The organism is Pararhizobium polonicum (genome assembly GCF_001687365.1).
Taxonomy (GTDB): domain Bacteria; phylum Pseudomonadota; class Alphaproteobacteria; order Rhizobiales; family Rhizobiaceae; genus Pararhizobium; species Pararhizobium polonicum.
In genome coordinates this window covers 93,653-116,964 of record NZ_LGLV01000012.1, presented here as the reverse complement: position 1 = coordinate 116,964, position 23,312 = coordinate 93,653, and the positions used below count along the sequence as shown (strand labels likewise).

Genomic DNA, 23,312 nt, shown 5'->3' with positions numbered 1-23,312 from the left:
TGTTGAATTGGTGTCGCGATGACAAGGAGCGTCTGGCGCTCGCCATCGGCAGAAAATATTCCAAAGCGGAATCTTGGCGCAGGTGCCGGAAGAAAGTGTGTCTTTTAAAAGGCACCTTCGTCAGCAATGGGCTTCAATTGAGGTTTAAGTGAGATCAGGCCGCCGGCCGGCCGAAATGAGACCTGTGGTATGGCGAATTGTCTGTATGACGCTGATCGCTCGGCCAATGCCGCAATCCGGTTTGACCGGCCATGCGCCCTCCGGTAAACAGAAGCAATGTGCGACGGTGCCCATCAAAGTGGGCTGCAAGAGCGTCCGGTGCGGCCGACCCAGTCAGGGGGCTTCATCCGGTGCTGTCCAGACCGCTTCGAAGCTTTCGCTTTCGAAGGCCCCGGCGCATCGTGATCATGCGGCTCGGGAGGCCCGTTTTTGTGATGCATCTGGATACTGGGGCAGGTCCTGCGCCGCTCGTTCTTGGCCTCGGCTGTGAACGCGGAGCGCCTTCGGACGAGGTGATCCGGCTGGCTGAGCAAGCCTTGGCTGCCGCGCGGCTTGATCGCCATTCGCTCTCCTGTATTGCCTCGCTGGACAGCCGCGCGACGGAGCCGGCGCTGATGGCTGCTGCGGCGCATTTCGCCGTTCCCTTCCGGCTCTTTACCGCCGCCACGCTGGAAGCGGTAACGCCCCGGCTGGAAAATCCGTCGGATATCGTCTTTGCCCTGACCGGTTGCCATGGGGTGGCGGAGGCTGCGGCACTGGCCGCGGCCGGCAAGGCTGGCGCCCTGATCGTCCCGAAGATCAAATCCGCCCATGCGACGGCGGCCATTGCCGGCGGTGCGTTTGTCGAATCAACTCAGGATGTTGTCGTCGGACGTGGCCAAAATGAATCCGCATCTTCACATTCTGATTCAGCGCATGTCACGTCGGAGATCGCACCATGACCGAGGCGCTGTTTTCCGGCCTGCCCGAACTTGAACAGGGCTCCGTCTGGCTCGTTGGCGCCGGTCCCGGCGATCCCGGCCTGCTGACGCTGCACGCGGTCAATGCGCTGCGCCAGGCCGACGTCATCGTCCATGACGCGCTGGTCAATGCCGACTGCCTAAGCATGGCCAAACCGGGCGCCGTTCTGGAATTTGCCGGAAAGCGCGGCGGCAAGCCATCGCCGAAACAGCGCGATATTTCCCTGCGGCTGGTCGAACTGGCACGCCAGGGCAAGCGCGTGCTGCGGCTGAAGGGCGGCGACCCTTTCGTCTTCGGGCGCGGCGGCGAGGAGGCTTTGACGCTGGTCGAGCACGGTATTCCGTTCCGCATCGTGCCCGGGATCACCGCCGGGATCGGCGGCCTTGCCTATGCCGGCATTCCGGTGACGCATCGCGAGGTTAATCATGCGGTGACATTCCTCACCGGTCACGATTCCTCCGGTCTTGTGCCGGATCGCATCCACTGGGACGGCATCGCCAAGGGATCGCCCGTCATCGTCATGTATATGGCGATGAAACATATCGGCCAGATTGCCGCCAACCTCATTGCTGCCGGGCGCTCGCCAGACGAGCCGGTTGCCTTCGTCTGTAACGCCGCGACGCCGGAGCAGACCGTGCTGGAAACGACGCTGGTGCGGGCTGAAGCGGATGTCGCCGCCTCGGGGCTCGAGCCGCCGGCCATCGTCGTCGTCGGCGAGGTTGTGCGCCTGCGCCCGGCGCTCGACTGGCTGGGCGCGCTTGACGGCCGCGTTCTCGTGTCCGATCCGCTGTCGAGCCGCGTCTACAAGGACCCGGCATGACCGGCCTGCTGATTGCGGCACCTTCCTCCGGCTCCGGAAAGACGACGGTGACGCTCGGGCTGATGCGGGCCCTGCGCAATCGTGGCATCGCTCTGACGCCGGGAAAAGCCGGGCCGGACTATATCGATCCCGCCTTTCACACGGCTGCGAGCGGCAAGGCCTGCTTCAACTACGATCCCTGGGCCATGCGGCCGGACCTGCTTCGCGCCAATGCCATCGCTGCGACCGCCAGTGGCGATGCATTGATCATCGAGGCGATGATGGGGCTCTTCGATGGCGCGATCGACGGAACCGGCTCGCCCGCCGATCTGGCGGCGCTGCTGGAATTGTCCGTTGTTCTGGTCATCGATTGCGGCCGCATGTCGCAATCGGTCGCGGCGCTGGTGCGCGGCTATGCCATGCATCGGGAGGATGTCCGTGTTTGCGGCGTGATCCTCAACAAGGTCGGCAGCGATCGTCACGAGCAGATGCTGCGCGGCGCGCTGGATGTGACCGGCATGCCGGTCCTCGGCGTTCTCAGGCAGAACGACGCATTGAGGCTACCCGAACGCCATCTTGGTCTCGTGCAGGCGGGAGAGCATGGCGAACTGGACGTCTTTATCGAGCAGGCTGCGAAACAAATCGAGCAGGGATGCGATCTGGATGCCATTCTGTCGCTGATCCAGTCCGGTCCGGCAAGGCATATCAGTGTGGATGCATTGCCACTGAAGCCGCTTGGCGGGAAAATCGCCATTGCCCGCGATATCGCCTTTGCCTTCTGCTACGAGCATCTTTTGTCCGGCTGGCGTCATGCGGGGGCGGAGCTGTCGTTCTTCTCGCCGCTCGCAGACGAGGCGCCTTTGGACGATGCCGATGCGGTTTATCTGCCGGGCGGTTATCCCGAGCTTCATGCGGGGCGCCTGGCGAATGCCGCGGGGTTCAAATCCGGTATGGCGGCGGCACGGGATCGCGGCGCGCGCATTTTCGGCGAATGCGGCGGTTATATGGTGCTCGGGGAGGGGCTTGTCGCGGCGGACGGCAAGCACTACGAAATGCTCGGCTTCCTGCCGCTGGTCACCAGCTTTGCCGAACGCAGGCGGCATCTCGGCTACCGGCGGATCACGCCGATCGATACCAGTTTTTTTGACGGTCCTCTGATGGCGCATGAGTTTCACTATGCCACGATCCTGTCGGAAGGGGCTGCCGACCGGCTGTTCGATACCGCCGATGCCGCCGGTACGCCGCTTGGGCTTGCCGGGTTGCGGCGCGGCCGGGTGGCCGGTTCCTTCATGCATATCATCGACAGGGCTTCGGCCGTATGAGTGCACCGATCGTGCATGGCGGCGGGGTCACCGAAGCGGTGGCTGTTTTCGGTGGTAGCCCTGAAGACTGGCTGGATTTGTCGACAGGAATCAATCCCAATCCGGTGGCACTGCCGGATATCCCGGTCAGTGCCTGGCACCGGCTGCCGGATCGTCATCTGGTCGATACGGCCCGCAGCGCCGCCGCCGGTTACTATCGCAGCGGCCCAATCCAGCCGCTCCCCGTTCCCGGCACCCAATCGGTCATCCAGCTCCTGCCGCGTCTCGCCGCGCAGGGTGGGCGGATCGCCATTTTTGCGCCCACCTATGGCGAATATGCCCGCGTGTTTGCTGCGGCGGGCTTCCGTGTTGACGAGATTTCCACGCCCGATCAACTGACGCCGGATCATGGACTGGCAGTCGTCGTCAACCCGAACAACCCGACGGGGCGAACCTATCCGCCGGCGGATCTGGTTGGCATGGCAAAGCGGATGCAGGCGAATGGCGGGTTGCTTCTGGTCGATGAAGCCTTTGGCGACATGCAGCCCGGTCTCAGCGTCGTGCCGTCGGTGGCCAGTCACGGCAATCTGATCGTCTTTCGCTCCTTCGGCAAATTCTTCGGTCTGGCGGGCCTGCGGCTCGGTTTCGTCATTGCTGCGGAGTCGGTCTTGTCGGCGTTTCAGGAATGGCTCGGACCTTGGGCGGTCTCAGGTCCGGCGCTGGTGACCGCGGCCAGACTGATGGGCGGCGACACGCAGGCGGTAGGGGCAGGCATATCGCAACGCAAAGCCGGTCTCGATGCCGTTTTGCGGCAGGCGGAGCTGACTGTTATCGGCGGCACGCCGCTTTTCGCGCTGGTCGAACACGATCGGGCTTCAGACCTGCACGAGCGGCTTTGTCATGCCCGCATTCTGACGAGAAAATTCAGCTATGCGCCGTTCTGGCTGAGGATTGGGCTTGCGCCGGATGTGGTAGGCGATACACGCTTGGCGGACGCCTTGCGCAACGCGGACCTCGCCTGAACGGATTTTCGCATGTCGACCGAAATTTTTGTCGTGCTGATGGCTGCTCTGGTGCTCGACCGGATCGTTGGCGATCCCGAATGGCTATGGCGGCGGTTGCCGCATCCGGTCGTGCTCTTCGGCACAATGATCGGCTGGTGTGACCGGACGTTCAACCGCAAGCGCCTCGGGGGCGACGCCTTGCGGATCAGCGGTGTTCTCACGATTGCCGGACTGCTGCTGTGGAGCCTCGTCTGCGGCTGGCTGCTGCACCGGCTGTTCGTGCAGATCGGGCTTTTCGGGTGGGTGCTCGAAACAATCGTCGTTGCGGTCTTCCTGGCGCAGAAGAGCCTTGCCGATCATGTGTTGCAGGTCGCGGCCGGGTTGCGCTCCGGCGGACTGGAGGGCGGCCGCAAGGCGGTCGCGATGATCGTCGGGCGCGATCCGGAGACGCTGGACGAACCGGCCGTGTGCCGCGCGGCGATCGAGAGCCTGGCCGAGAATTTTTCCGACGGCGTCGTCGCGCCGGCATTCTGGTATGCGCTGCTCGGCCTGCCTGGATTGCTTGCCTACAAGATGCTCAACACCGCCGATTCGATGATCGGTCACAAGAGCCCGAAATATCTCCATTTCGGCTGGGCTTCGGCCCGCCTCGACGATCTCGCCAATATTCCGGCAGCCCGGCTGTCCATCCTGTTGATTGCCGCTGGCGCAGCGATCATCAGCGGGCGGCGGGCGGCGCGCAATGCGCTCGGCACGGCACTGCGCGACCACGGGCTGCATCGTTCGCCCAATTCCGGATGGCCGGAAGCGGCAATGGCCGGTGCGCTCGACGTGCAGCTGGCGGGGCCGCGGATCTATTCCGGCACGCTGGTGCATGAACCGATGATCCATGGCGCCGGCCGGCCGGTGGCAACCGCCGGCGATGTGCAAAGTGGCGTTTCGATATTTTACGGCGCCTGCATGACGCTCGCAGTCCTGGTCGCACTTGCCGCCGCCATCGCCAGTATAGTTTGAAGCTGTTACTCGGATAGAAAACTGTATCCGTGCCTCGTTAATCCCGAATTTTCCAATTTTCTTAAACGTCTATCATCGCGATGGCTGTAAAGTCTGTGTCGTGTTGGGACACCAGTAAAAAGATGCGTAAATTCGGAGAGGATTTTTCATGCGTAGATTCTTCGTCGGCTTTCTGGTCCTGTTGTTCATGCAGTTCCATTCTCCTTCTGCCTTCGCGACCAATCTTGTTGCCAAAATCAGCCTTTCTTCCCAGACGATGACGGTGTCGCAGAACGGTTCCGTGCGGTATCGCTGGAAAGTCTCCACGGCGCGCAAGGGTTATGTTACGCCGCAGGGAAGCTGGAGCGCCAAGTGGCTGTCGAAAAACCATCGCTCGCGCAAGTATGACGATGCGCCCATGCCCTATGCGGTGTTCTTCAACGGCGGTTACGCCGTCCACGCGACCTTCGACCTCAAACGCCTCGGCCGCCCGGCCTCGCACGGCTGCATCCGCCTGCATCCGGACAATGCCGCGGAGTTCTTCTCGCTTGCCAGCCAGTATGGCCTGAAGAACACCCAGATCGTCGTGACGCGCTGATTGGGCAAGAGGCCGACCATGAGGCTGACGGTGACGCCGGCCTCATGGTTTTGTGCTGTTCAGTTCAGGTCGATGACGATCTTGCCGAACGCCCCGCGATAAAGGTGCTCGAGTGCTGAATGCAGGTCTTCCAGCGGATACCGTTTGTCAATGACCGGTTTCAGTTCCGTCGAATCGATGGCCCGGACAAAATCTTCAAAGGCCCGCCGGTGGCCGACGCTGATGCCCTGAATGATCGGTGACTTCAAAAGCAGCGGAGCTGCCGGTCCGGCGATCTCGAAACCTTCGAAAACACCGATGACCGATATTCGTCCGTGAACGGCCACCGCGTGGATCGACTGCCCGAGATTGGGGCCTCCGGTGATTTCCAGGATATGATGGGCGCCTTCATCACCGGTGATCCTGTAGATGGCTTCGACCCAGTCCTCATTGCTGCTGTTGATGCCATGGTCGGCGCCGAGCGCCTTGGCCCGTTCCAGTTTCTCGTCGCTACGTGACGTCACGATAACGTTGGCGCCATGCGCTTTGGCGATCTGAAGCCCGAACAACGCGACGCCGCCTGTTCCCTGGACGAGCACGGTCGACCCCGCCTTGAGTTTGCCGAGTTCAATCAACGAGAACCATGCAGTTAATCCCGCGACGGGCAGGGTGCTTGCCTCGGCGTCATCAAGGCTGCGAGGCGACGCGACAAACCAGCTCTCCGGGAACACCACGTAGTCGGCAAGCACGCCCTGGTATGCGCCGCCAAGGGTCTTGTAGGCCGGTGTGCGGGCATTGCCGTTGTCTCCCGCGTCGATCCAGTCCGGTTTGAAAGTGGACATCACCCGGTCGCCGGGCTTGAACCGCGTGACACTGGTTCCAATTGCATCGACCACGCCCGCCATATCTGAAACGGGAATGAAGGGATCGGGAAGGGGCAGTCCCATCCCCGTCTCGATCACCAGCTTGTCGCGATAGTTGAGCGATGCGGCAGAAACCTTTACGCGGATTTCGCCTTGTCCCGGTTGCGGGATACCAACAGTCTCGAGTTTCAGTTTATCACGGCCGATGGCCGCCATCGACCAGCGCCTCATGAGGTCCGTCATGTTTCGTCTCCTGCTTTTGGTTTGTTCCAAGCTATGAGGCTAAACTAGCATTGCGTTTCATTCGCCAGTGGCGATATGATTTCCGATCATTGGTTCCTTGAGGGCTACAAACAGATGAACGATCGTTTGAGTGGCGTGTCCGTCTTTGTCGAGGCCGTCGAGGCTGACAGCTTTTCCGCGGCGGCCCAGCGACTAAATCTGTCCCGCTCGGCCGTTGGCAAGACGATTGCGCGGCTGGAAGATCGGCTCGGCGCTCGGCTTTTTCATCGCACTACGCGCAGTCAGACGCTGACTGAGGACGGACAGGCCTTTTATGAGCGTTGCCTGCGGGCGCTGGAGGAGTTGCGGGCAGGCGAAGCGATGCTCGAATCAGGCCGCAAGGAAGTCGTGGGTCGCCTGCGGATCTCCATGCCAGTCCTGTTTGGCCGCCGCTGTGTCGCGCCGATTCTACTGAAGCTTGCTGGCGAGCATCCGAAGCTCGAACTCGATCTGAATTTCACCGACAGCCGGGTCGACATCGTCGAAGACGGATTCGATCTCGCTATCCGCAATGGCCCGCTCAGCGAATGGCCCGGGTTGATGACCCGCCGACTTTCGCATCAGCGTATGACGGTCTGCGCGTCTCCGGAATATCTGCGCAGCCATGGCGTGCCGAAGACCAGGGAGGAGCTGCTTGAACATCCTGCAATCCTGTATGCCAGGTCCGGGCGTATCCGCTCATGGCTTTTCCCGGCGGAGAGTGGGCCGGATGCGGAAATCCTGCCGCGTTCACGCATGCGCTTCGACGATCTGGAAATGATCGCCGATGCCGCTGTCGCAGGGCTTGGGATTGTCTGGCTGCCCTGCTGGCTGGTCCAGGAAAGGGTTCGGGCCGGCAGCCTTGTCCGGCTCTTCGAAAATGAACGCCGATTGTCTTTCGATTGCTACGCCGTTTGGCCGAAAACGCCGCATCTGCCGCTCAGGGTGAGGCTTGCCATCGATGCGCTGGCAGCCCGTCTGCCTGCCGCGACCGGCCTTTGAGGGCAGGGATTGCGCGCATATCCTGCTGTTTGCGCAACACAGTTGTTCTAAATGCAACTCTTGGGCTCAAGGCCATTGGCTTTTCGGCCGCATTTACCTATAGGATCGGCCAAACATGTATTCTAAAGAGGTATGGGCGTGACAGCTACATTCGACAAGGTTGCCGACATCATTGCAGAAACCAGCGAGATCGATCGCGAGACGATCACGCCCGAGAGCCACACCATCGACGATCTCGGTATCGACAGCCTGGACTTCCTCGACATCGTGTTTGCGATCGACAAGGAATTCGGCATCAAGATCCCGCTTGAGCAGTGGACGCAGGAAGTCAACGAAGGCAAAGTTTCGACGGAAGAGTATTTCGTCCTGAAGAACCTCTGCGCCAAGATCGACGAACTGAAGGCCGCCAAGGCCTGAAACATATCCTGCGTTTGACGCGCGGAACACGCGTATGAACGATATCAATGCCGCCTGTCGCGTGGTCTGCGCTTGACAGGCGGCATTTGCGTTTTTACTTGACGGTCGCATGATCGCGACACCGGACCGGTTTCGGGCGGGGTCATGCGCTGATTTGAAATCCGGAGTCTTGCCGGCGCTGTCTTCAAAGCGCCGTGCTCCGGGCCAAGCTGGATTTGCTCCTGATGCTCCTTGAATATTTTCAGATGATCGATCGGGTCGAGACGGTCGATCTCAACGCCAAGACGCTGACGGCGCGATCGGTCGTTCCGGCCAAAAGCCCTGTTTTCGAGGGGCATTTCCCCGGCTACCCGCTGGTTCCCGGCGTTCTCCTGATCGAGACGATGGCACAGGCCTGTGGTTTTCTCGTGCTGGCCGCCACCGATTTCGCTGCCATGCCGTTCCTGATGTCGGTCGACAGCGCCAAGATGCGCACCTTTGTCGAGCCGGAAGCGGTGCTCGACATCGAAGCCTTTCTGGAGCATGACGGCTCCGGTTTTGCCGTCGTGAAGGCAAAGATCACCTCGCAGGGCAAGAAAGTCTGCGATGCGCAGCTGAAATTGCGCACCATGCCGTTCGATCAGGTGCCGCTCGGCCCGATCGTCAGGAAACGTGCCGAAGAAGTGGGGCTGATCGCCGCTATGGCGCATTCGGCCACGACGGAGGAATGACGATGAGCAAGTCCGCCAATGATGTCGTGATCACCGGTGTCGGCATCGTCACCAGCCAGGGCGTCGGTACCGAAGTGCACACAGCACTTCTGACGGCCGGCCAGCCGCCGGTGGTTCGTGTCGATACCGAACGTTTCGCGCCTTATCCGGTGCATCCGCTGCCGGAAATCGATTGGTCCCAGCAGATCGCCAAGCGCGGCGACCAGCGCCAGATGGAAAACTGGCAGCGCCTCGGCGTCTTCAGCGCCGGCCTGGCACTTGACGATGCCGGGTTCAAGGACGATCTGGACGCCTGCGGCAGCATGGACATGATCGTGGCGGCCGGCGGCGGCGAGCGCGATATCAATGTCGATTCGCTGATCGTCGACGAAGCCCTCAAGCGCAATGACCGCGAACAGCTGCTCAATGAAAAACTGACGACGGAGCTGCGCCCGACGCTGTTCCTGGCGCAGCTTTCCAATCTGCTGGCCGGCAATATCTCAATCGTCCACAAGGTCACGGGCTCTTCGCGAACCTTCATGGGGGAAGAAGGCGCGGGGATTTCGGCGATCGAAACCGCCTTTGCCCGTATCAAGGCTGGACAGTCGACCCATACGCTGGTCGGCGGCGCCTTTTCAGCCGAACGTCTCGACATGATCCTGCTTATCGAAGCGATCCAGGGCCATGCGCTTGGTGGCTATCATCCGATCTGGTCGCGCAAGCCGGAAGATGGTGGCGGCATGATCCTCGGCTCGGTCGGTGCCTTTTTGATGCTGGAATCGCGCGAACACGCTGAAGCGCGCGGCGCGCGCATCTACGCGACGATCGATGCGATCGGTGGCGACCGGGGCAGCCGTGACGGCGACCGCCTTGAGCAGCGGCTGGACTATCTGACGAAGCCTGCGGCCGATGCCGATCCGGCCGCAACGATCGTGTTTTCCGGCACGACCGGATTTCACGATCTCGCAGCCCGCGAAAGGGCGTTCCTGGATGCCCAGTTCCCGAAGGCAGCGATTCGCGCCTATGGCGGGCTTGCCGGGCATGGGCTGGAAGCGCAGTTCCCGCTGGGTCTTGCTTTCGCAGCGTTGGCGCTCGGTTCTGGCGCCAAGGTTCCACCCTTCGATCCGGCGGCTGAAGCGCCCATGGAAAAACCTGCCACGACGGCCATCGTCACGACGATCGGTCATGCACGCGGCGAAGGCATCGCCGTTCTCTCGGCAGCAGAATAAGGAGCGGCAGATATGACCAGCGCTTACAAGGATCATCTCGGCCGCCCGCTGATCGCCGTTACCGGCATGGGCGTCATCACCTCGCTCGGCCAGGGTCTCGAAGACAATTGGAAGGCGCTGACGTCGGGCGTTTCAGGCATCCACAAGATTACCCGTTTTCCCACCGAGGGCCTCTCGACCCGAATCAGCGGAACCGTCGATTTCATTGATATTCCAGCCGAAAACTCCGTCGAGCGGTCCTACGCCTTTGCCCGCGAAACGACCGCGGAAGCCTTGGCGCAGGCCGGTCTGTCCGGCGATTTCAATGGACCGCTGTTTCTGGCGGCGCCGCCGATCGAGCCGGAATGGAGCGCCCGCTTCGAACTGGCCGACCGGGCAAAGCCGTCCGAAAAGCCGGGCGATGCCTATAACCGTTTTCTCGCAGCGATGCGTGAACGTGCCGATGCAGTCTTCCACGAGGCCTCGCTGTTTGGCGCGATATCCGAGCGTCTGTCCGACCGGTTCGGAACGCGCGGCCTGCCCGTGACCCTGTCGACGGCCTGTGCCTCCGGTGCGACGGCCATCCAGCTTGGCGTTGAAGCGATCCGGCAGGGGCGCACGGATCGTGCACTCACTGTTGCCACGGACGGTTCGGTCAGCGCGGAAGCGCTGATCCGCTTTTCGCTTCTCTCTGCCCTGTCCACCCAGAACGATCCGCCGGAGCGGGCATCGAAGCCTTTCTCCAAGGACCGCGACGGCTTCGTCATTGCGGAAGGTGCCGCAACGCTGGTGCTCGAATCGCTGGAGGCAGCCGTGGCGCGTGGCGCGCGGATTTACGGCATCCTGAAAGGCTGCGGCGAGAAGGCGGATTCGTTCCACCGCACGCGTTCCTCGCCCGATGGCGGGCCGGCGATCGCAACGATCCGCGCAGCGCTTGCCGATGCCGGTTTGAGCGAGGGCGATATCGGCTATATCAACGCGCACGGCACATCGACGCCGGAGAATGACAAGATGGAATACGGCGCGATGCTGTCGGTGTTCGGCGAGGCCCTGCCGTCCATTCCCGTCTCATCGAACAAGTCGATGATCGGTCATACGCTCACCGCCGCCGGCGCCGTCGAGGCCGTGTTCTCGCTGCAGACGATCCTCACAGGCACGCTGCCGCCGACGATCAACTATCAGAATCCCGATCCATCCATCGTTCTCGATGTCGTGCCGAACGTGAAGCGGGACGCCAGGGTCACGGCCGTGCTGTCGAACTCCTTCGGCTTCGGCGGTCAGAACGCCAGCCTTGTCATGGCGGCCGAACCGGCCTAATTCGACACGCGACACTTTTCGATGAAAGATGCCCCCGGGCGTAAGGACTTATATCATGCGCGCTTTGCAACTGGTCGACGACCGCAAGCTGGAAATTACCGATCTTCCCGAACCGGAAGCACCGGGTCCCGGTGAAGTCACGCTCCGCGTCAAGGCTGTCGCGCTCAATCATATCGACGTGTGGGGTTGGCGCGGCATGGCGTTCGCCAAGCGCAAGATGCCGCTGGTGATCGGCGCGGAGGCCTCCGGCGTGGTCGATCAGATCGGCCCGGGTGTCGCCAATGTTCTGCCGGGGCAGCTTGTTTCCATCTACGGTGCCCGTACCTGCGGCCTCTGCCGTCCGTGCCGTGAAGGCCGCGACAATCTGTGCGAACATGTCGGCGGCGTGCATGGCTTCCATCTCGACGGCTTTGCCCAGGAAAAGGTCAATCTTCCGGCACGCCTGCTCGTTCCGGCCCCTCCGGGGGTGGATGCTGTTGCTGCTGCGGTTGCTCCTGTGACGTTCGGCACCGTCGAGCATATGCTGTTCGACAATGCCAAGCTTGAGCCCGGCGAAACCATCCTCATTCACGCTGGCGGCTCCGGCATCGGTTCGGCGGCGATCCAGCTTGCCAAGAAGATCGGCTGTACCGTCATCACCACCGTCGGCTCCGACGACAAGATCGAGCGGGCCAAGGCGCTTGGTGCCGATCACGTCATCAACTATCGCGTCGATCGCTTCGAGGGCGTCGTGCGCAAGCTGACCAAGAAGAAAGGCGTCGATGTCGTCTTCGAACATGTCGGCAAGGACACCTGGGCGGCGTCGATGTTCTGCCTGAAGCGGGGCGGGCGTCTGGTCACCTGTGGCTCGACCTCCGGCGTCTCGACCGAGATGAACCTGATGATGCTGTTCCAGCAGCAGCTGAAGCTGCTCGGCTCGTTCGGCTGCCGCATGGAAAACATGGCGGATGCCATGCAGAAGATGGCGCGCGGCCTCGTTCACCCCGTCATCGATACGGAAGTCGGTTTTGGTGAAATCGACAAGGCGCTGGAGCGGATGGAAACCCGCCAGGTCTTCGGTAAAATCATCCTGCGGATGGACTGAACGCCGTGCGCATGCTGATCACACGGCTGGTTCTCTCGGCGGAGCGTTTTCGCCAGTGGTCGATCGCCCAGTTCGTCTTCCTGCTCTTGGGCACGCTGAAGCTGTTCCCTGCCAGAGGCGCCATCGAGTTTGCCGACCGCTTTACCCGCTGGCTCGGACCGAAGCTGAAGGGCCGCCACAGGCTGACCCTGACCAATCTGCGCAATGCGTTTCCGGAAAAGAGCGAGGCCGAGATCGAGGCAATCGCGCTCGAAAGCTGGGGCAGCATCGGGCGGCTGGCTGCCGAATACGTCTTCCTCGACGAGATCTTCGATTTCGATCCGGCCAACACGAAGCCGGGCCGTATCGAGGTTTCAGGCATTCCGCTGTTTCTCGAACTGCGCGACAACCCGCGCCCGTTCATCGTCTTCACCGCCCATAGCGGCAATTTCGAGCTTCTGCCGGTCGCAAGCGCGGCATTTGGCCTTGACGTGACGGTGCTTTTCCGTCCGCCCAACAATCCGTATGTTGCCGAAAAAGTCTTTAATTTCCGCAAGCAGCGCATGGGCAACCTCGTTCCCTCGCATGCCGGTTCGTCCTTTACGCTGGCGCGCAAGCTGGAGGCGGGCGGCGCTGTCGGGGTTCTGGTCGACCAGAAGTTCCGCAAGGGCCTGACGACCACGTTCTTCGGCCGGGATGTGCGTACCAATCCGCTGCTGGCCAAACTGGTGCGGCAGTTCAATTGCGAGGTTTATCCGGCGCGCTCCATCCGGTTGCCGGACGGGCGCTTCCGGCTCGAGCTCGAGCCCGCCATCGACATTCCGCGCAGGGCTGACGGCAGCGTCGATGTCACCGCGACGGCACAGCTGCTCAACGATAAGGTCGAGAGCTGGGTGCGCGAATATCCGGGACAATGGCTCTGGTATCATGACCGCTGGAACATCAAGAAAAGCCTGAAAGACTGACACAGCGTTCGACTGCGGACGGCCCTTTAAAAAATGGGGGTTTCAAGCATGTTGCATCGCAATGGAATCAGTTAAACAGGTTTTACCCTTTCAGGTCGTATTTCTGATCTGGTCGCGCTATGGATGTTTTCCGTGGCGGAGGGCGTCATTTTTAAAAATGCTGCGGAATTGTATTTTATTTCATCTTGAGTGCCTAAAATAAGTTTACCGGAAACGTTTCAGGTTATTTTTGAGGAGTTGAACGCCTCTTCGTTGGGTGTAAACTTCAATAATTACAGTATGCGATTGCAAGCATTTCCGGGTTGAGACTGAGGGCTGCTCAATCGATTTATGTTTTGGTTGCGTTCAATTTTCCAAAAGCTCGGGCGGGCGATGTTGGAAGATCGGGTGGAGTGGGGTGGAAAATTGAAAGCACTGATCGAGCTCTTCTGGTTCAAATATTCTCAACTGCAATATGCGGTCAAATCCGGCGATGACCTGCTGATCAGCATTCTTGACCGCGAGATCGAACCGGTTCTGGGCGCGATCTATCAGGAAACGGCCGAGACTGTCGCCGAAGCGCGTCTGCAGTTTCAGTTCATTCTCGATCTGTTGAGCAAGGAAGCCGACGACGTCTCCAGTGTGCTGCGTCAGCGTGAAGCCCTGCAAGCGCTGGCGGACCGGTATTTTTCCCGGGGAAGCGATGAGGTTCTCGGAAAGCCTCAGGGGCCTTCTCCGGCGCCTGTCGCTGCGCTGAAGGGGCGGGCCGCCGACGAAGGGTTCCTCAATGAGGCGATCCTCGATTGTCTGCCGGATCGCATTGCGGTCATCACGCCGGACTACCGCTATCTCTATACCAATCCCGTCAACGCCGCGCGGCTTGAGGAGCGCCCGATGGATCTCGTCGGCCGTCACATCGTCGAGTTCGTCGGCATCCAGCGCTTCGAACAGCGGGTCAAGCCGAACCTCGACAAATGTTTTTCCGGTGAAATGGTCGATTATACCTTCGCCAAGGAGGTCGGAAGCCGGACTATCGTGGTGCGCTGCCGCATGACGCCATGCATGTCGAGCACCGGCAAGATCATCGGTGCGATCCTGATGCTGCAGGAAATCGCCGACCGCCGCCGCTCAATCGCGGCCTGAAGGCCGAAAGGCGAGGGCGGTTTGCCCTCGCGCAATCTCAATTGTCGTTTTGCCGTTATTTGTCGGACCACACAGCCAGTTCGTAGCCGTCCAGGTCCTGGAACTGGAACCGCCTGCCGCCGGGGAAGGCAAAGGTTTCAACGACGATGCGGGCACCCGCCGCTTCCAGCCGCGCCTGTGTTGCGGCGAGATCGTCCGCATAGAGAATGACCAGGGGACCGCCCGGTTTGACTGGCCCGGTCGTCAACCCGCCGGTCAGCCGCCCATCGCTGAATTCGCAATAGGTCGGGCCGTAGTCGGTGAACGACCAGCCGAAGGCAGTGCCATAGAATGCCTTCGAGCGGGCGATGTCGGCAACCGCGAATTCGATGTTGTCGATCTGGCGATCGATGCCCTTCTGTCCCATTTCCGTCTTCCTTGTTTATGTTTGCAGCAGTTTTTTCAGTGTGGTGAGGTCCTTGAGGACCCAGTCGGCATCAGCTTCGAATTGTTCGTCGCTCATCCCGGACTGTTTCAGCAGGGTGAACATGACTTCCGTCCCGTCACCGTTCGGCACGACGCGCAGCACATTGTTGACCTGTTGGCCTGATTCCATCGTGACGAGGTGATCTAGCACGCCAAAATCGTTGTATGGCGTGAAATGCACGCGGACGCTGCCGAGGACCCCGTGCGCCACCCAGTCCTCGCCATCCGGCTCCAGCCCGGTCCCAAGTCCGGATGCCCAGAGCGGCATGTTTTCCGGTCTGGCTGCGAAGGCATACACATCGCGCCAGTGTCTTTCGATGCTGATATGGACGATTCTTGCTTTCATCGCGGGCACGGTGTTTTCCTTTCATCCCGCTGCCGGCGAATTTGCCGCTGCCGGAGCGCAAAATCTTGAACGAAACGGACAATCAACCGGCGCATTGCCGGCGAATGTCGCTGGCCGACAAGCCGGGATGGCGCCGGCTGCTGCTCCCTGTAGTGTCCGGCAGACGATGCCATGACCAGCTCTTTCGGCTCCATATTCAACCGTCGTCCTCCGCCTCTCCATCCGACCGCACGACGCTTTCGCACGCTGCTAAACTTATCCGGCCTGTCCGGAAAAGTCTCGCTTTTGACAACAATCACTTGTCGTTAATCGATTTGAATGCCAAAACTCCGTCAGCATTCGCTAGGCGGGTTCAGGCGTTCAGCGCCGTACAAAAAATGTCCCGCACAGTTCAATCTGGTGGAGTTGTCGCCAATGCCCGGCCGGGCTGCGGCGCTCCGCCATCCAACGGAGGCACATACGTGGCACAGGCAGAAATCGGCCTTATCGGTCTTGGCGTTATGGGATCGAATCTGGCGCTCAACATTGCCGAAAAGGGCAACAAGATCGCAGTCTTCAACCGCACGGTCGACGCGACGCGGAAATTTTATGCCGAAGCTGGCGAATTGCAGAGCCAGATCGTGCCTTGCGAAACCATCGAGGAATTCGTTGCCGCCATCCGCCCGCCGCGCCCGATCATCATCATGATCAAGGCCGGCGAGCCGGTCGACCAGCAGATGGAACTGCTCAAGCCATACCTTGAGAACAACGACATCATGATCGATGCCGGTAATGCCAATTTCCGCGATACGATGCGCCGCTTCGACAATCTCAAGGACAGCGGCCTGACCTTCATCGGCATGGGCGTGTCCGGCGGCGAGGAGGGCGCGCGTCATGGCCCGTCCATCATGGTCGGCGGCAAGGAAGAGTCCTGGAAGCGCGTCGAGAAGGTTCTGACCTCGATCGCCGCCAAATACAATGAAGACCCGTGCGTTGCCTGGCTCGGTGAAAACGGCGCCGGTCACTTCGTCAAGACCATCCACAACGGCATCGAATATGCCGACATGCAGATGATCGCCGAAATCTACGGCATCCTGCGCGACGGCCTGAAGATGAGCGCCACGGAAATCGGCGAAGTCTTCGGCACGTGGAACAAGGGACGGTTGAACTCCTACCTGATCGAAATCACCGAGAAGGTCCTGAAGGCAGCCGATCCGATCACCGGCAAGCCGATCGTCGATCTCATCCTCGACAAGGCCGGCCAGAAGGGCACCGGCAAGTGGTCGGTGATCGAAGCGCAGAACATGGGTATCCCGGCAACCGCCATCGAGGCTGCCGTTGCCGCCCGCAGCATCTCGTCCGTCAAGAGCGAACGCGAAGCGGCTGAAAAGGTGCTCGGCCTGCCTGCCGTCGGCGAATTCAAGGTCGCCGACAAGGCTGCCTTCCTGAAGGACCTCGAAAGCGCGCTGCTGGCCGCCAAGATCGGCGCTTATGCGCAAGGCTTCGCCGTCATGGCGCAGGCCTCGCGTGAGTTCAACTGGAACCTGCCGATGCCGACGATCGCCAGGATCTGGCGTGCGGGCTGCATCATCCGCTCGGTCTTCCTCGACGAGATCACCACGGCCTTCACCAAGGATCCGAACGTCGCCAACCTGATCGTCACCCCGGCCTTTGCCGATATGGTCAAGGAAACCGACGGTGCGCTTCGCCGGGTTGTCTCGGCGGCTGCTCTTGGTGGCCTGCCGGTACCGGCGCTCGCTTCGGCGCTCGGCTATTTCGACAGCTATCGCCGCGGCCGCGGCACGGCCAATGTCATCCAGGCACAGCGCGACTTCTTCGGCGCGCATGGCTTTGACCGCGTTGATGGCGCCGATGCGCATCATGGCCCCTGGGGCAGCGGACTGAACGCCTGATATCGGGCTTGATTGAGAAAGCACATGGAGCGGCCGCTGATCGACAGCGGCCGTTCTGCTTTGTGCCGGTCAGTTCTGCAGAACCGGAAAGCTCAGGGTCTGCAGTTCTGCCGCAGACTGACCTTCTATGCGGGCAATCACTGCCTTTGCCAGTTCGCGGCCTGCCAGCCGGAAATCTTCCCTGAGCGTGATGACTTCGGGCCTGAGCCACTGAAGGAAGTCGTTCGATTGTTTCGACACCATGTCGACGTCGTGCGCGAGCTTCAATCCCGCATCTTCAGTTCCGGCCACGAGCGCCACGGCTCCTGCGCCGCTGCCTGAGATCACGCCGTCGGGGGCGTCTGGCGCGCGCATTGCAGCCTCGCAGGCCGCGCGGATATCCACCAGGCTGTTGTCGAGATCGACCTTGTTGAACGGAACCGCCGTCGCGCCGAAATCGCGCAGACCGCGCTCGAAACCGGCGCGCATGTGCATATGATAGGTCAGGGACGGTGGCGGGTGCAGCAGCATGATCCGGCGGCGGCCGCGTTCCACCAGCATGCGCACGGCATCATAGGCGAAGCGCTCGTTGTCGAAGTCGTGATAGGGATGGACGAGGCCCATTTCGGTGCGGCCATGCGTACCAAAGGGAAAATTGCGCTCCATCATCAGGGCGACGCGCGGATCCTTCGGCTCGGTACGTGAGATGATGACGCCATCAGCGGCTCCCGTCTCCAGAACATAACGCACCGGATCGAGCGGATCGCTGCGGGCGCTGTAGGGCGTGATGACCAGGTGATACTGGGTGGCCGCAAGGACTTCCGAGATACCGACGACCATGGGGCTCGTCAGGCCGATGAATTCTTCTTCCAGGCTGAGGATCAGGCTGATGACGTTTGTCTTGCCGGTGCGCAGCCGAACGCCGGCGCGATTGGGCTGATAGCCCACCTGCTTGGCGACAAGCCGCACCCGTTCCTTGGTTTCGGCGCCGATATCCGGAGCGTCCTTCAATGCCCGCGACACCGTGGTGATGCCGAGACCGGTCATGAAGGCGATTGTCTTCAAGGTCGGCCGTTCATTCAGCGAGGGGGGCGTTATTGCCTGCCTGCTCTTGGTCTTCTCGTCCATTCCCCACCCATCGCCTTCCTGTATTCAGGCCGCAACGTCGCACGGACGGTGGCACCCTGCAGCGGAGCCCCCAAGCTCTCATCTGCCTTATATCTGATTTGCGATTTTTAGGCACCTGTCGCCCATTCTCTCCCCCAATGCCAAAATCTGTAACGATACAGTAGACTTGTCGAGCGGTTTTTTCGCTTTCGAAACGGCATTTCTCCGTAAGGTTGAATCATGCGCTGCATGATGTGAATTTTGCATCTGCGAAGTGCGTGGCCAGCCGGAATTTATACAAATGTGCAAAAATACACAGAAATATTTGCATTTAATATGATTTTTTCGACGAATACGCAGCGCAGCAAAGGGACGGCGCCAATGCGCAGTTTTGAGGATTTATACATCTATAAATTGTTGTTTGGTTTTTATGAGGAATTATGCGTTGTGTCTGTTGCGTCTGCAAATCGATTGAACTAAGTTTTTTACGGTAACGTTACAGTGAGGGAGGAAAACTCATGAAATTGCGTTTGTTGGCTGCTGCATTGGCGGCGAGTGTAGTGCTTCCATTTGGTGCGGCTAACGCGGCCGAGCTGGAAGTGACCCATTGGTGGACGTCCGGCGGTGAAGCTGCGGCGGTTGCAGAACTTGCCAAGGCATTCGATGCCACCGGCAACAAATGGGTGGACGGCGCGATCGCCGGTTCCGGCGGCACGGCGCGGCCGATCATGGTCAGCCGCATCACCGGCGGCGACCCGATGGGCGCGACCCAGTTCAACCACGGCCGTCAGGCCGAGGAGTTGGTTCAGTCCGGATTGATGCGCGACCTGACCGATGTTGCCACCAAGGAACATTGGAAAGACATCATCAAGCCGTCGAGCCTGCTCGACAGCTGCACCATCGACGGCAAGATCTATTGCGCCCCGGTCAATATCCACTCCTGGCAGTGGCTGTGGCTCTCGAATGCGGCCTTCAAGACGGCCGGCGTCGAAGTGCCGAAGAACTGGGACGAATTCGTGGCTGCCGCTCCGGCGCTTGAAAAGGCGGGTATCGTTCCGCTGGCAGTCGGTGGCCAGCCATGGCAGGCAAACGGCGCCTTCGGCGTCCTGATGATCGCGATCGGCGGCAAGGATGTCTATCAGAAGGTCTTCGCCGACAAGGATGCGGAAGCGGCCGCTGGCCCGGAAATGGTCAAGGTCTTCAAGGCTGCCGACGATGCGCGCCGCCTGTCGAAGGGCACCAATGTCCAGGACTGGAACCAGGCGACCAATCTGGTGATCACCGGAAAGGCAGGCGGCCAGATCATGGGTGACTGGGCGCAGGGTGAATTCCAGCTTGCCGGCCAGAAGGCTGGTACCGACTATACCTGCCTGCCGGGTCTCGGTGTGAATGAGGTCATTTCGACCGGTGGCGATGCGTTCTATTTCCCGCTCCTGAAGGATGAGGAAAAGTCGAAGGCGCAGGAGGTGCTTGCATCGACGCTTCTGAACCCAACGACGCAGGTCGCGTTCAACCTGAAGAAGGGCTCGCTGCCGGTCCGCGGTGACGTGGATCTTGCTGCTGCCAACGATTGCATGAAGAAGGGCCTCGATATTCTGGCCAAGGGCAATGTTGTGACCAGCACCGACCAGATGGTTTCCGCGGACACCCAAAAGCAGATGGAAGATCTCTTCTCCGAGTTCTTCGCCACGCCGACGATGACGCCGGACGCTGCGCAGAAGCGTTTCGTCGATATCATCGCTGCGGCTGACTGACAGGACCAGTCTCTGTGGAAGGCCGGCTCCTCCTGTGGGGCCGGTCTGAAGTTCCCGGTTGATGCCATATCCGGACTTTCGCCACGTCCGCAAGAAAACCACGATCCAGGGGAGGGTTGACCTATGACGGGCCACGCGAACGCCGGCCGGCCAAACCAGTTGTTGCGCAATCTGCATTCGAAGATTGCCTCAATTCCGATGATTCTCACCGCCGTCGTCATCTTTCTCGGCGGTACGCTCTGGACGGTGTTTTATTCCTTCACCAATTCCAAGCTTCTGCCGCGCCTGACATTTGTCGGACTGGATCAGTACGAGCGGTTGTGGTCGGCACCCCGCTGGCTGATTTCCATCCAGAACCTGGCCATCTACGGCGTTTTTTCGCTGATTTTCAGCCTAGTGATCGGCTTCCTGCTCGCGGCGCTGATGGACCAGAAGATCCGGTTCGAGAACACCTTTCGCACGATCTTTCTCTATCCCTTCGCGCTCTCCTTCATCGTCACCGGCCTGGTCTGGCAGTGGATCCTCAATCCGGAGTTCGGCATCCAGTCGGTCGTGCGCTCGCTTGGCTGGAGCACATTCACGTTCGACCCGCTCTACAATCCCAGCATCGTCATCTACGGCATCCTGATCGCTGCACTCTGGCAGGGCACCGGGCTTGTCATGTGCCTGATGCTGGCAGGCTTGCGCGGCATCGACGAGGATATCTGGAAGGCTGCGCGCGTCGACGGCATCCCGATGTGGAAGACCTATCTTTTCATCATCATCCCGATGATGCGCGCCGTGTTCATCACCACGCTTGTGATCATCGCCAGCGGCATCGTCCGGGTCTACGACCTTGTCGTGGCGCAGACCAGCGGCGGTCCCGGCATCGCGTCGGAAGTGCCCGCCAAATACGTCTACGACTACATGTTCCAGGCGCAGAACCTCGGTCAGGGCTTTGCCGCCTCGACCATGATGCTGATCACCGTCGCCATCATCATCGTGCCCTGGGCCTATCTGGAATTCGGAGGACGCAAGCGTGGCTGATACGATATCCCTGAAGACGACAGCCGCCACGGCTGGACAACTCGCCGCCGGGCCGCGGGGCAAGAAGCCGCGCCCGATGTTTTCGCCGCGCAACATCATGATCTACGGCGCGCTGATCTTTGCCGCCGCCTATTACCTGCTGCCGCTCTACGTGATGGTCGTCACCTCGCTGAAGGGCATGCCGGAAATCCGGCTCGGCAACATCTTCTCGCCGCCGCTCGAAATCACCTTCGAGCCCTGGGTAAAAGCGTGGTCCAGCGCCTGCACGGGTCTCAACTGCGACGGCCTTTCGCGGGGGTTCTGGAACTCGGTGCGGATCACCATCCCCTCGACGATCGTTTCCATCGCCATTGCCTCGATCAACGGCTATGCGCTGGCCAACTGGCGCTTCAAGGGCGCGGACCTGTTTTTCACCATCCTGATCGTCGGCGCCTTCATCCCCTATCAGGTGATGATCTATCCGATCGTCATCGTGCTGCGCGAAATGGGTCTTTATGGCTCGCTCACCGGCCTGATCATCGTGCACACGATCTTCGGTATGCCGATCCTCACACTGTTGTTCCGCAATTACTTCACCTCGCTGCCGGAGGAACTGTTCAAGGCGGCGCGTGTGGATGGGGCAGGGTTCTGGACGATCTATTTCAGGATCATGCTGCCGATGTCGCTGCCAATCTTCGTGGTTGCGATGATCCTGCAGGTCACCGGCATCTGGAACGACTTCCTGTTCGGCGTCGTGTTCACGCGGCCGGAATACTACCCGATGACCGTCCAGCTCAACAATATCGTCAATTCGGTTCAGGGCGTGAAGGAATACAACGTCAACATGGCGGCAACCATCCTGACCGGTGCCGTGCCGTTGATCGTCTACTTCGTCTCCGGACGGCTTTTCGTCCGTGGCATCGCCGCCGGCGCAGTGAAAGGGTAATGGCATGAACAGCAACAGCGTATCGGTCAGGGATCTGTCGTTGAGTTTCGGTGCGGTCACCGTTCTCGAAACGCTCAATCTCGACGTCAAGGACGGCGAATTCCTCGTGCTTCTCGGTTCGTCCGGCTGTGGAAAATCGACCCTTCTCAATTGCATCGCCGGCCTTCTCGATGTCTCCGACGGCCAGATTTTCATCAAGGACAAGAACGTCACCTGGGAGGAACCCAAGGATCGCGGCATCGGCATGGTGTTCCAGTCCTATGCGCTTTATCCGCAGATGACGGTGGAGGGCAACCTGTCCTTCGGCCTCAAGGTCGCAAAGCTGCCGCAGGCGGAAATCGACAAGCGGGTGGCGCGCGCCGCCGAAATCCTGCAGATCCAGCCGCTGCTGAAGCGTAAGCCGTCCGAGCTGTCCGGCGGCCAGCGCCAGCGTGTGGCGATCGGCCGGGCGCTGGTGCGGGATGTCGATGTGTTCCTGTTCGACGAGCCGCTATCCAATCTCGACGCCAAGCTGCGTTCGGAACTGCGCGTCGAAATCAAGCGGCTGCACCAGTCTTTGAAGAACACGATGATCTACGTCACCCACGACCAGATCGAGGCGCTGACGCTGGCCGACCGGATCGCCGTGATGAAGAGCGGGGTCATCCAGCAGCTGGCCGATCCGATGACGATCTACAACATGCCGGAAAACCTCTTCGTCGCCGGGTTCATCGGTTCGCCGTCGATGAATTTCTTCCGTGGCGAGATCAAGGACAAGGGCGGCCGCAAGGTTGTCGATGTTAACGGCGTCGATTTCGGCATGGATGCCTATCCGGCCCGCGGACCTCTGGAGGCTGGCCGCAAAGTCGTTCTCGGCGTGCGCCCGGAACATGTCAAGGTCGACGAGCCCGGTGAGGAAATCCACGATGCGGTCGTGGATATCGAGGAGCCGATGGGGGCCGACAATCTCCTGTGGCTGAAGCTGGCCGGACAGACCATATCGGTGCGCATTGCCGGTTCGCGGCGCTATGCGCCGGGGACTGCACTGAAGCTCAGCTTTGACATGTCGATGGCCTCGATCTTCGATGCGGCGACGGAGAATAGGGTTTGATGGCTTGAATGGAGGGCGTGCGGGGTCCCCCCTGTCCCTCCGGGACATCTCCCCCACAAGGGGGGAGATTGCCCGAAACCTTGCTGCCCTCCCGACGCGATATGCGTGAGGGAAAAGAACAATCTTCCCCTTACGGGGGAGATGTCACCGAAGGTGACAGAGGGGGGTGAAAGCCCCAGACACGAAA

The 23,312-nt window shown here is 60.6% G+C and carries 23 protein-coding genes; 19 read left to right on the top strand and 4 right to left on the bottom strand.

Annotation, left to right across the window (positions count from 1 at the left end):
• Positions 1-434: 434 nt before the first annotated feature.
• The 6 genes from ADU59_RS19345 (at position 435) to ADU59_RS19320 (ending at position 5,655) form a co-directional block, all read left to right on the top strand.
• Positions 435-941: a cobalamin biosynthesis protein gene (locus tag ADU59_RS19345; RefSeq protein WP_068955787.1), complete on the top strand. Its 507-nt coding sequence runs from the start codon at positions 435-437 to the stop codon at positions 939-941.
• The gene (gene cobA / locus ADU59_RS19340) at positions 938-1,780 is read left to right on the top strand and encodes a uroporphyrinogen-III C-methyltransferase (protein WP_068955786.1); all 843 of its coding nucleotides are present in this window, start codon (positions 938-940) and stop codon (positions 1,778-1,780) included. Before ADU59_RS19345 ends, cobA begins: the two co-directional genes overlap by 4 nt.
• Entirely contained in the window at positions 1,777-3,081 is a 1,305-nt protein-coding gene (locus tag ADU59_RS19335) for a cobyrinic acid a,c-diamide synthase CobB (protein ID WP_068955785.1), read from the top strand. Before cobA ends, ADU59_RS19335 begins: the two co-directional genes overlap by 4 nt.
• Positions 3,078-4,082: a threonine-phosphate decarboxylase CobD gene (cobD, locus tag ADU59_RS19330; RefSeq protein ID WP_068955784.1), complete on the top strand. Its 1,005-nt coding sequence runs from the start codon at positions 3,078-3,080 to the stop codon at positions 4,080-4,082. Before ADU59_RS19335 ends, cobD begins: the two co-directional genes overlap by 4 nt.
• 12 nt (positions 4,083-4,094) lie before the next feature.
• Positions 4,095-5,078 carry an adenosylcobinamide-phosphate synthase CbiB gene (gene cbiB, locus ADU59_RS19325; RefSeq protein WP_068955783.1) on the top strand — a complete coding sequence of 328 codons (984 nt, stop codon included), beginning with the start codon at positions 4,095-4,097 and terminating at the stop codon, positions 5,076-5,078.
• 187 nt (positions 5,079-5,265) lie between these two features.
• On the top strand, positions 5,266-5,655 hold the full coding sequence (locus ADU59_RS19320; protein WP_425332037.1) for a L,D-transpeptidase: 390 nt from the start codon (positions 5,266-5,268) through the stop codon (positions 5,653-5,655).
• A gap of 59 nt (positions 5,656-5,714) precedes the next feature.
• Here ADU59_RS19320 and ADU59_RS19315 read toward each other — a convergent pair whose 3' ends face one another.
• Positions 5,715-6,740 (bottom strand): zinc-dependent alcohol dehydrogenase family protein, encoded by a 1,026-nt coding sequence (locus tag ADU59_RS19315; protein WP_068955781.1) that lies wholly within the window; start codon positions 6,738-6,740, stop codon positions 5,715-5,717.
• Between the two features lie 114 nt (positions 6,741-6,854).
• Between ADU59_RS19315 and ADU59_RS19310 the strand changes: the two genes are divergently transcribed.
• The 8 genes from ADU59_RS19310 (at position 6,855) to ADU59_RS19275 (ending at position 14,541) form a co-directional block, all read left to right on the top strand.
• Positions 6,855-7,760, top strand: a complete 906-nt coding sequence (locus ADU59_RS19310; protein WP_068955918.1) for a LysR family transcriptional regulator — start codon at positions 6,855-6,857, stop codon at positions 7,758-7,760.
• Between the two features lie 132 nt (positions 7,761-7,892).
• Entirely contained in the window at positions 7,893-8,177 is a 285-nt protein-coding gene (locus tag ADU59_RS19305; protein WP_099050880.1) for an acyl carrier protein, read from the top strand.
• A gap of 224 nt (positions 8,178-8,401) precedes the next feature.
• Entirely contained in the window at positions 8,402-8,887 is a 486-nt protein-coding gene (locus tag ADU59_RS19300; protein ID WP_068955916.1) for a 3-hydroxyacyl-ACP dehydratase FabZ family protein, read from the top strand.
• A 2-nt stretch (positions 8,888-8,889) separates the two neighbouring features.
• On the top strand, positions 8,890-10,095 hold the full coding sequence (locus ADU59_RS19295; protein WP_068955780.1) for a beta-ketoacyl-ACP synthase: 1,206 nt from the start codon (positions 8,890-8,892) through the stop codon (positions 10,093-10,095).
• Positions 10,096-10,107: 12 nt separating this feature from the next.
• Complete coding sequence (locus ADU59_RS19290) at positions 10,108-11,391, top strand: beta-ketoacyl-ACP synthase (protein WP_068955779.1); 1,284 nt, start codon at positions 10,108-10,110, stop codon at positions 11,389-11,391.
• Between the two features lie 55 nt (positions 11,392-11,446).
• Positions 11,447-12,475: a zinc-binding dehydrogenase gene (locus ADU59_RS19285; protein ID WP_068955778.1), complete on the top strand. Its 1,029-nt coding sequence runs from the start codon at positions 11,447-11,449 to the stop codon at positions 12,473-12,475.
• Between the two features lie 11 nt (positions 12,476-12,486).
• Positions 12,487-13,419: a lipid A biosynthesis lauroyl acyltransferase gene (locus ADU59_RS19280; protein WP_068955777.1), complete on the top strand. Its 933-nt coding sequence runs from the start codon at positions 12,487-12,489 to the stop codon at positions 13,417-13,419.
• A gap of 405 nt (positions 13,420-13,824) precedes the next feature.
• The gene (locus tag ADU59_RS19275; RefSeq protein ID WP_068955776.1) at positions 13,825-14,541 is read left to right on the top strand and encodes a PAS domain-containing protein; all 717 of its coding nucleotides are present in this window, start codon (positions 13,825-13,827) and stop codon (positions 14,539-14,541) included.
• Between the two features lie 55 nt (positions 14,542-14,596).
• Here ADU59_RS19275 and ADU59_RS19270 read toward each other — a convergent pair whose 3' ends face one another.
• Entirely contained in the window at positions 14,597-14,947 is a 351-nt protein-coding gene (locus ADU59_RS19270; RefSeq protein ID WP_068955775.1) for a VOC family protein, read from the bottom strand.
• Positions 14,948-14,962: 15 nt separating this feature from the next.
• Entirely contained in the window at positions 14,963-15,352 is a 390-nt protein-coding gene (locus tag ADU59_RS19265) for a polyketide cyclase (RefSeq protein WP_068955774.1), read from the bottom strand.
• A gap of 461 nt (positions 15,353-15,813) precedes the next feature.
• Between ADU59_RS19265 and gndA the strand changes: the two genes are divergently transcribed.
• Positions 15,814-17,244, top strand: a complete 1,431-nt coding sequence (gene gndA / locus ADU59_RS19260) for an NADP-dependent phosphogluconate dehydrogenase (RefSeq protein ID WP_068955773.1) — start codon at positions 15,814-15,816, stop codon at positions 17,242-17,244.
• A 69-nt stretch (positions 17,245-17,313) separates the two neighbouring features.
• Here gndA and ADU59_RS19255 read toward each other — a convergent pair whose 3' ends face one another.
• Positions 17,314-18,351 (bottom strand): LacI family transcriptional regulator, encoded by a 1,038-nt coding sequence (locus tag ADU59_RS19255; protein ID WP_068955772.1) that lies wholly within the window; start codon positions 18,349-18,351, stop codon positions 17,314-17,316.
• A gap of 497 nt (positions 18,352-18,848) precedes the next feature.
• On the opposite strand from ADU59_RS19255, the gene ADU59_RS19250 reads away from it, so the two are divergent.
• From ADU59_RS19250 to ADU59_RS19235, 4 genes are all read left to right on the top strand, one after another.
• Positions 18,849-20,084 carry an ABC transporter substrate-binding protein gene (locus ADU59_RS19250; RefSeq protein ID WP_068955771.1) on the top strand — a complete coding sequence of 412 codons (1,236 nt, stop codon included), beginning with the start codon at positions 18,849-18,851 and terminating at the stop codon, positions 20,082-20,084.
• 123 nt (positions 20,085-20,207) lie between these two features.
• Entirely contained in the window at positions 20,208-21,110 is a 903-nt protein-coding gene (locus ADU59_RS19245) for a carbohydrate ABC transporter permease (RefSeq protein WP_068955770.1), read from the top strand.
• 76 nt (positions 21,111-21,186) lie between these two features.
• Entirely contained in the window at positions 21,187-22,035 is an 849-nt protein-coding gene (locus tag ADU59_RS19240) for a carbohydrate ABC transporter permease (protein WP_244506469.1), read from the top strand.
• Between the two features lie 4 nt (positions 22,036-22,039).
• A complete protein-coding gene (locus tag ADU59_RS19235) occupies positions 22,040-23,125 on the top strand; it encodes an ABC transporter ATP-binding protein (protein WP_068955768.1) in 1,086 nt (361 codons plus the stop codon).
• Positions 23,126-23,312 lie beyond the last annotated feature (187 nt).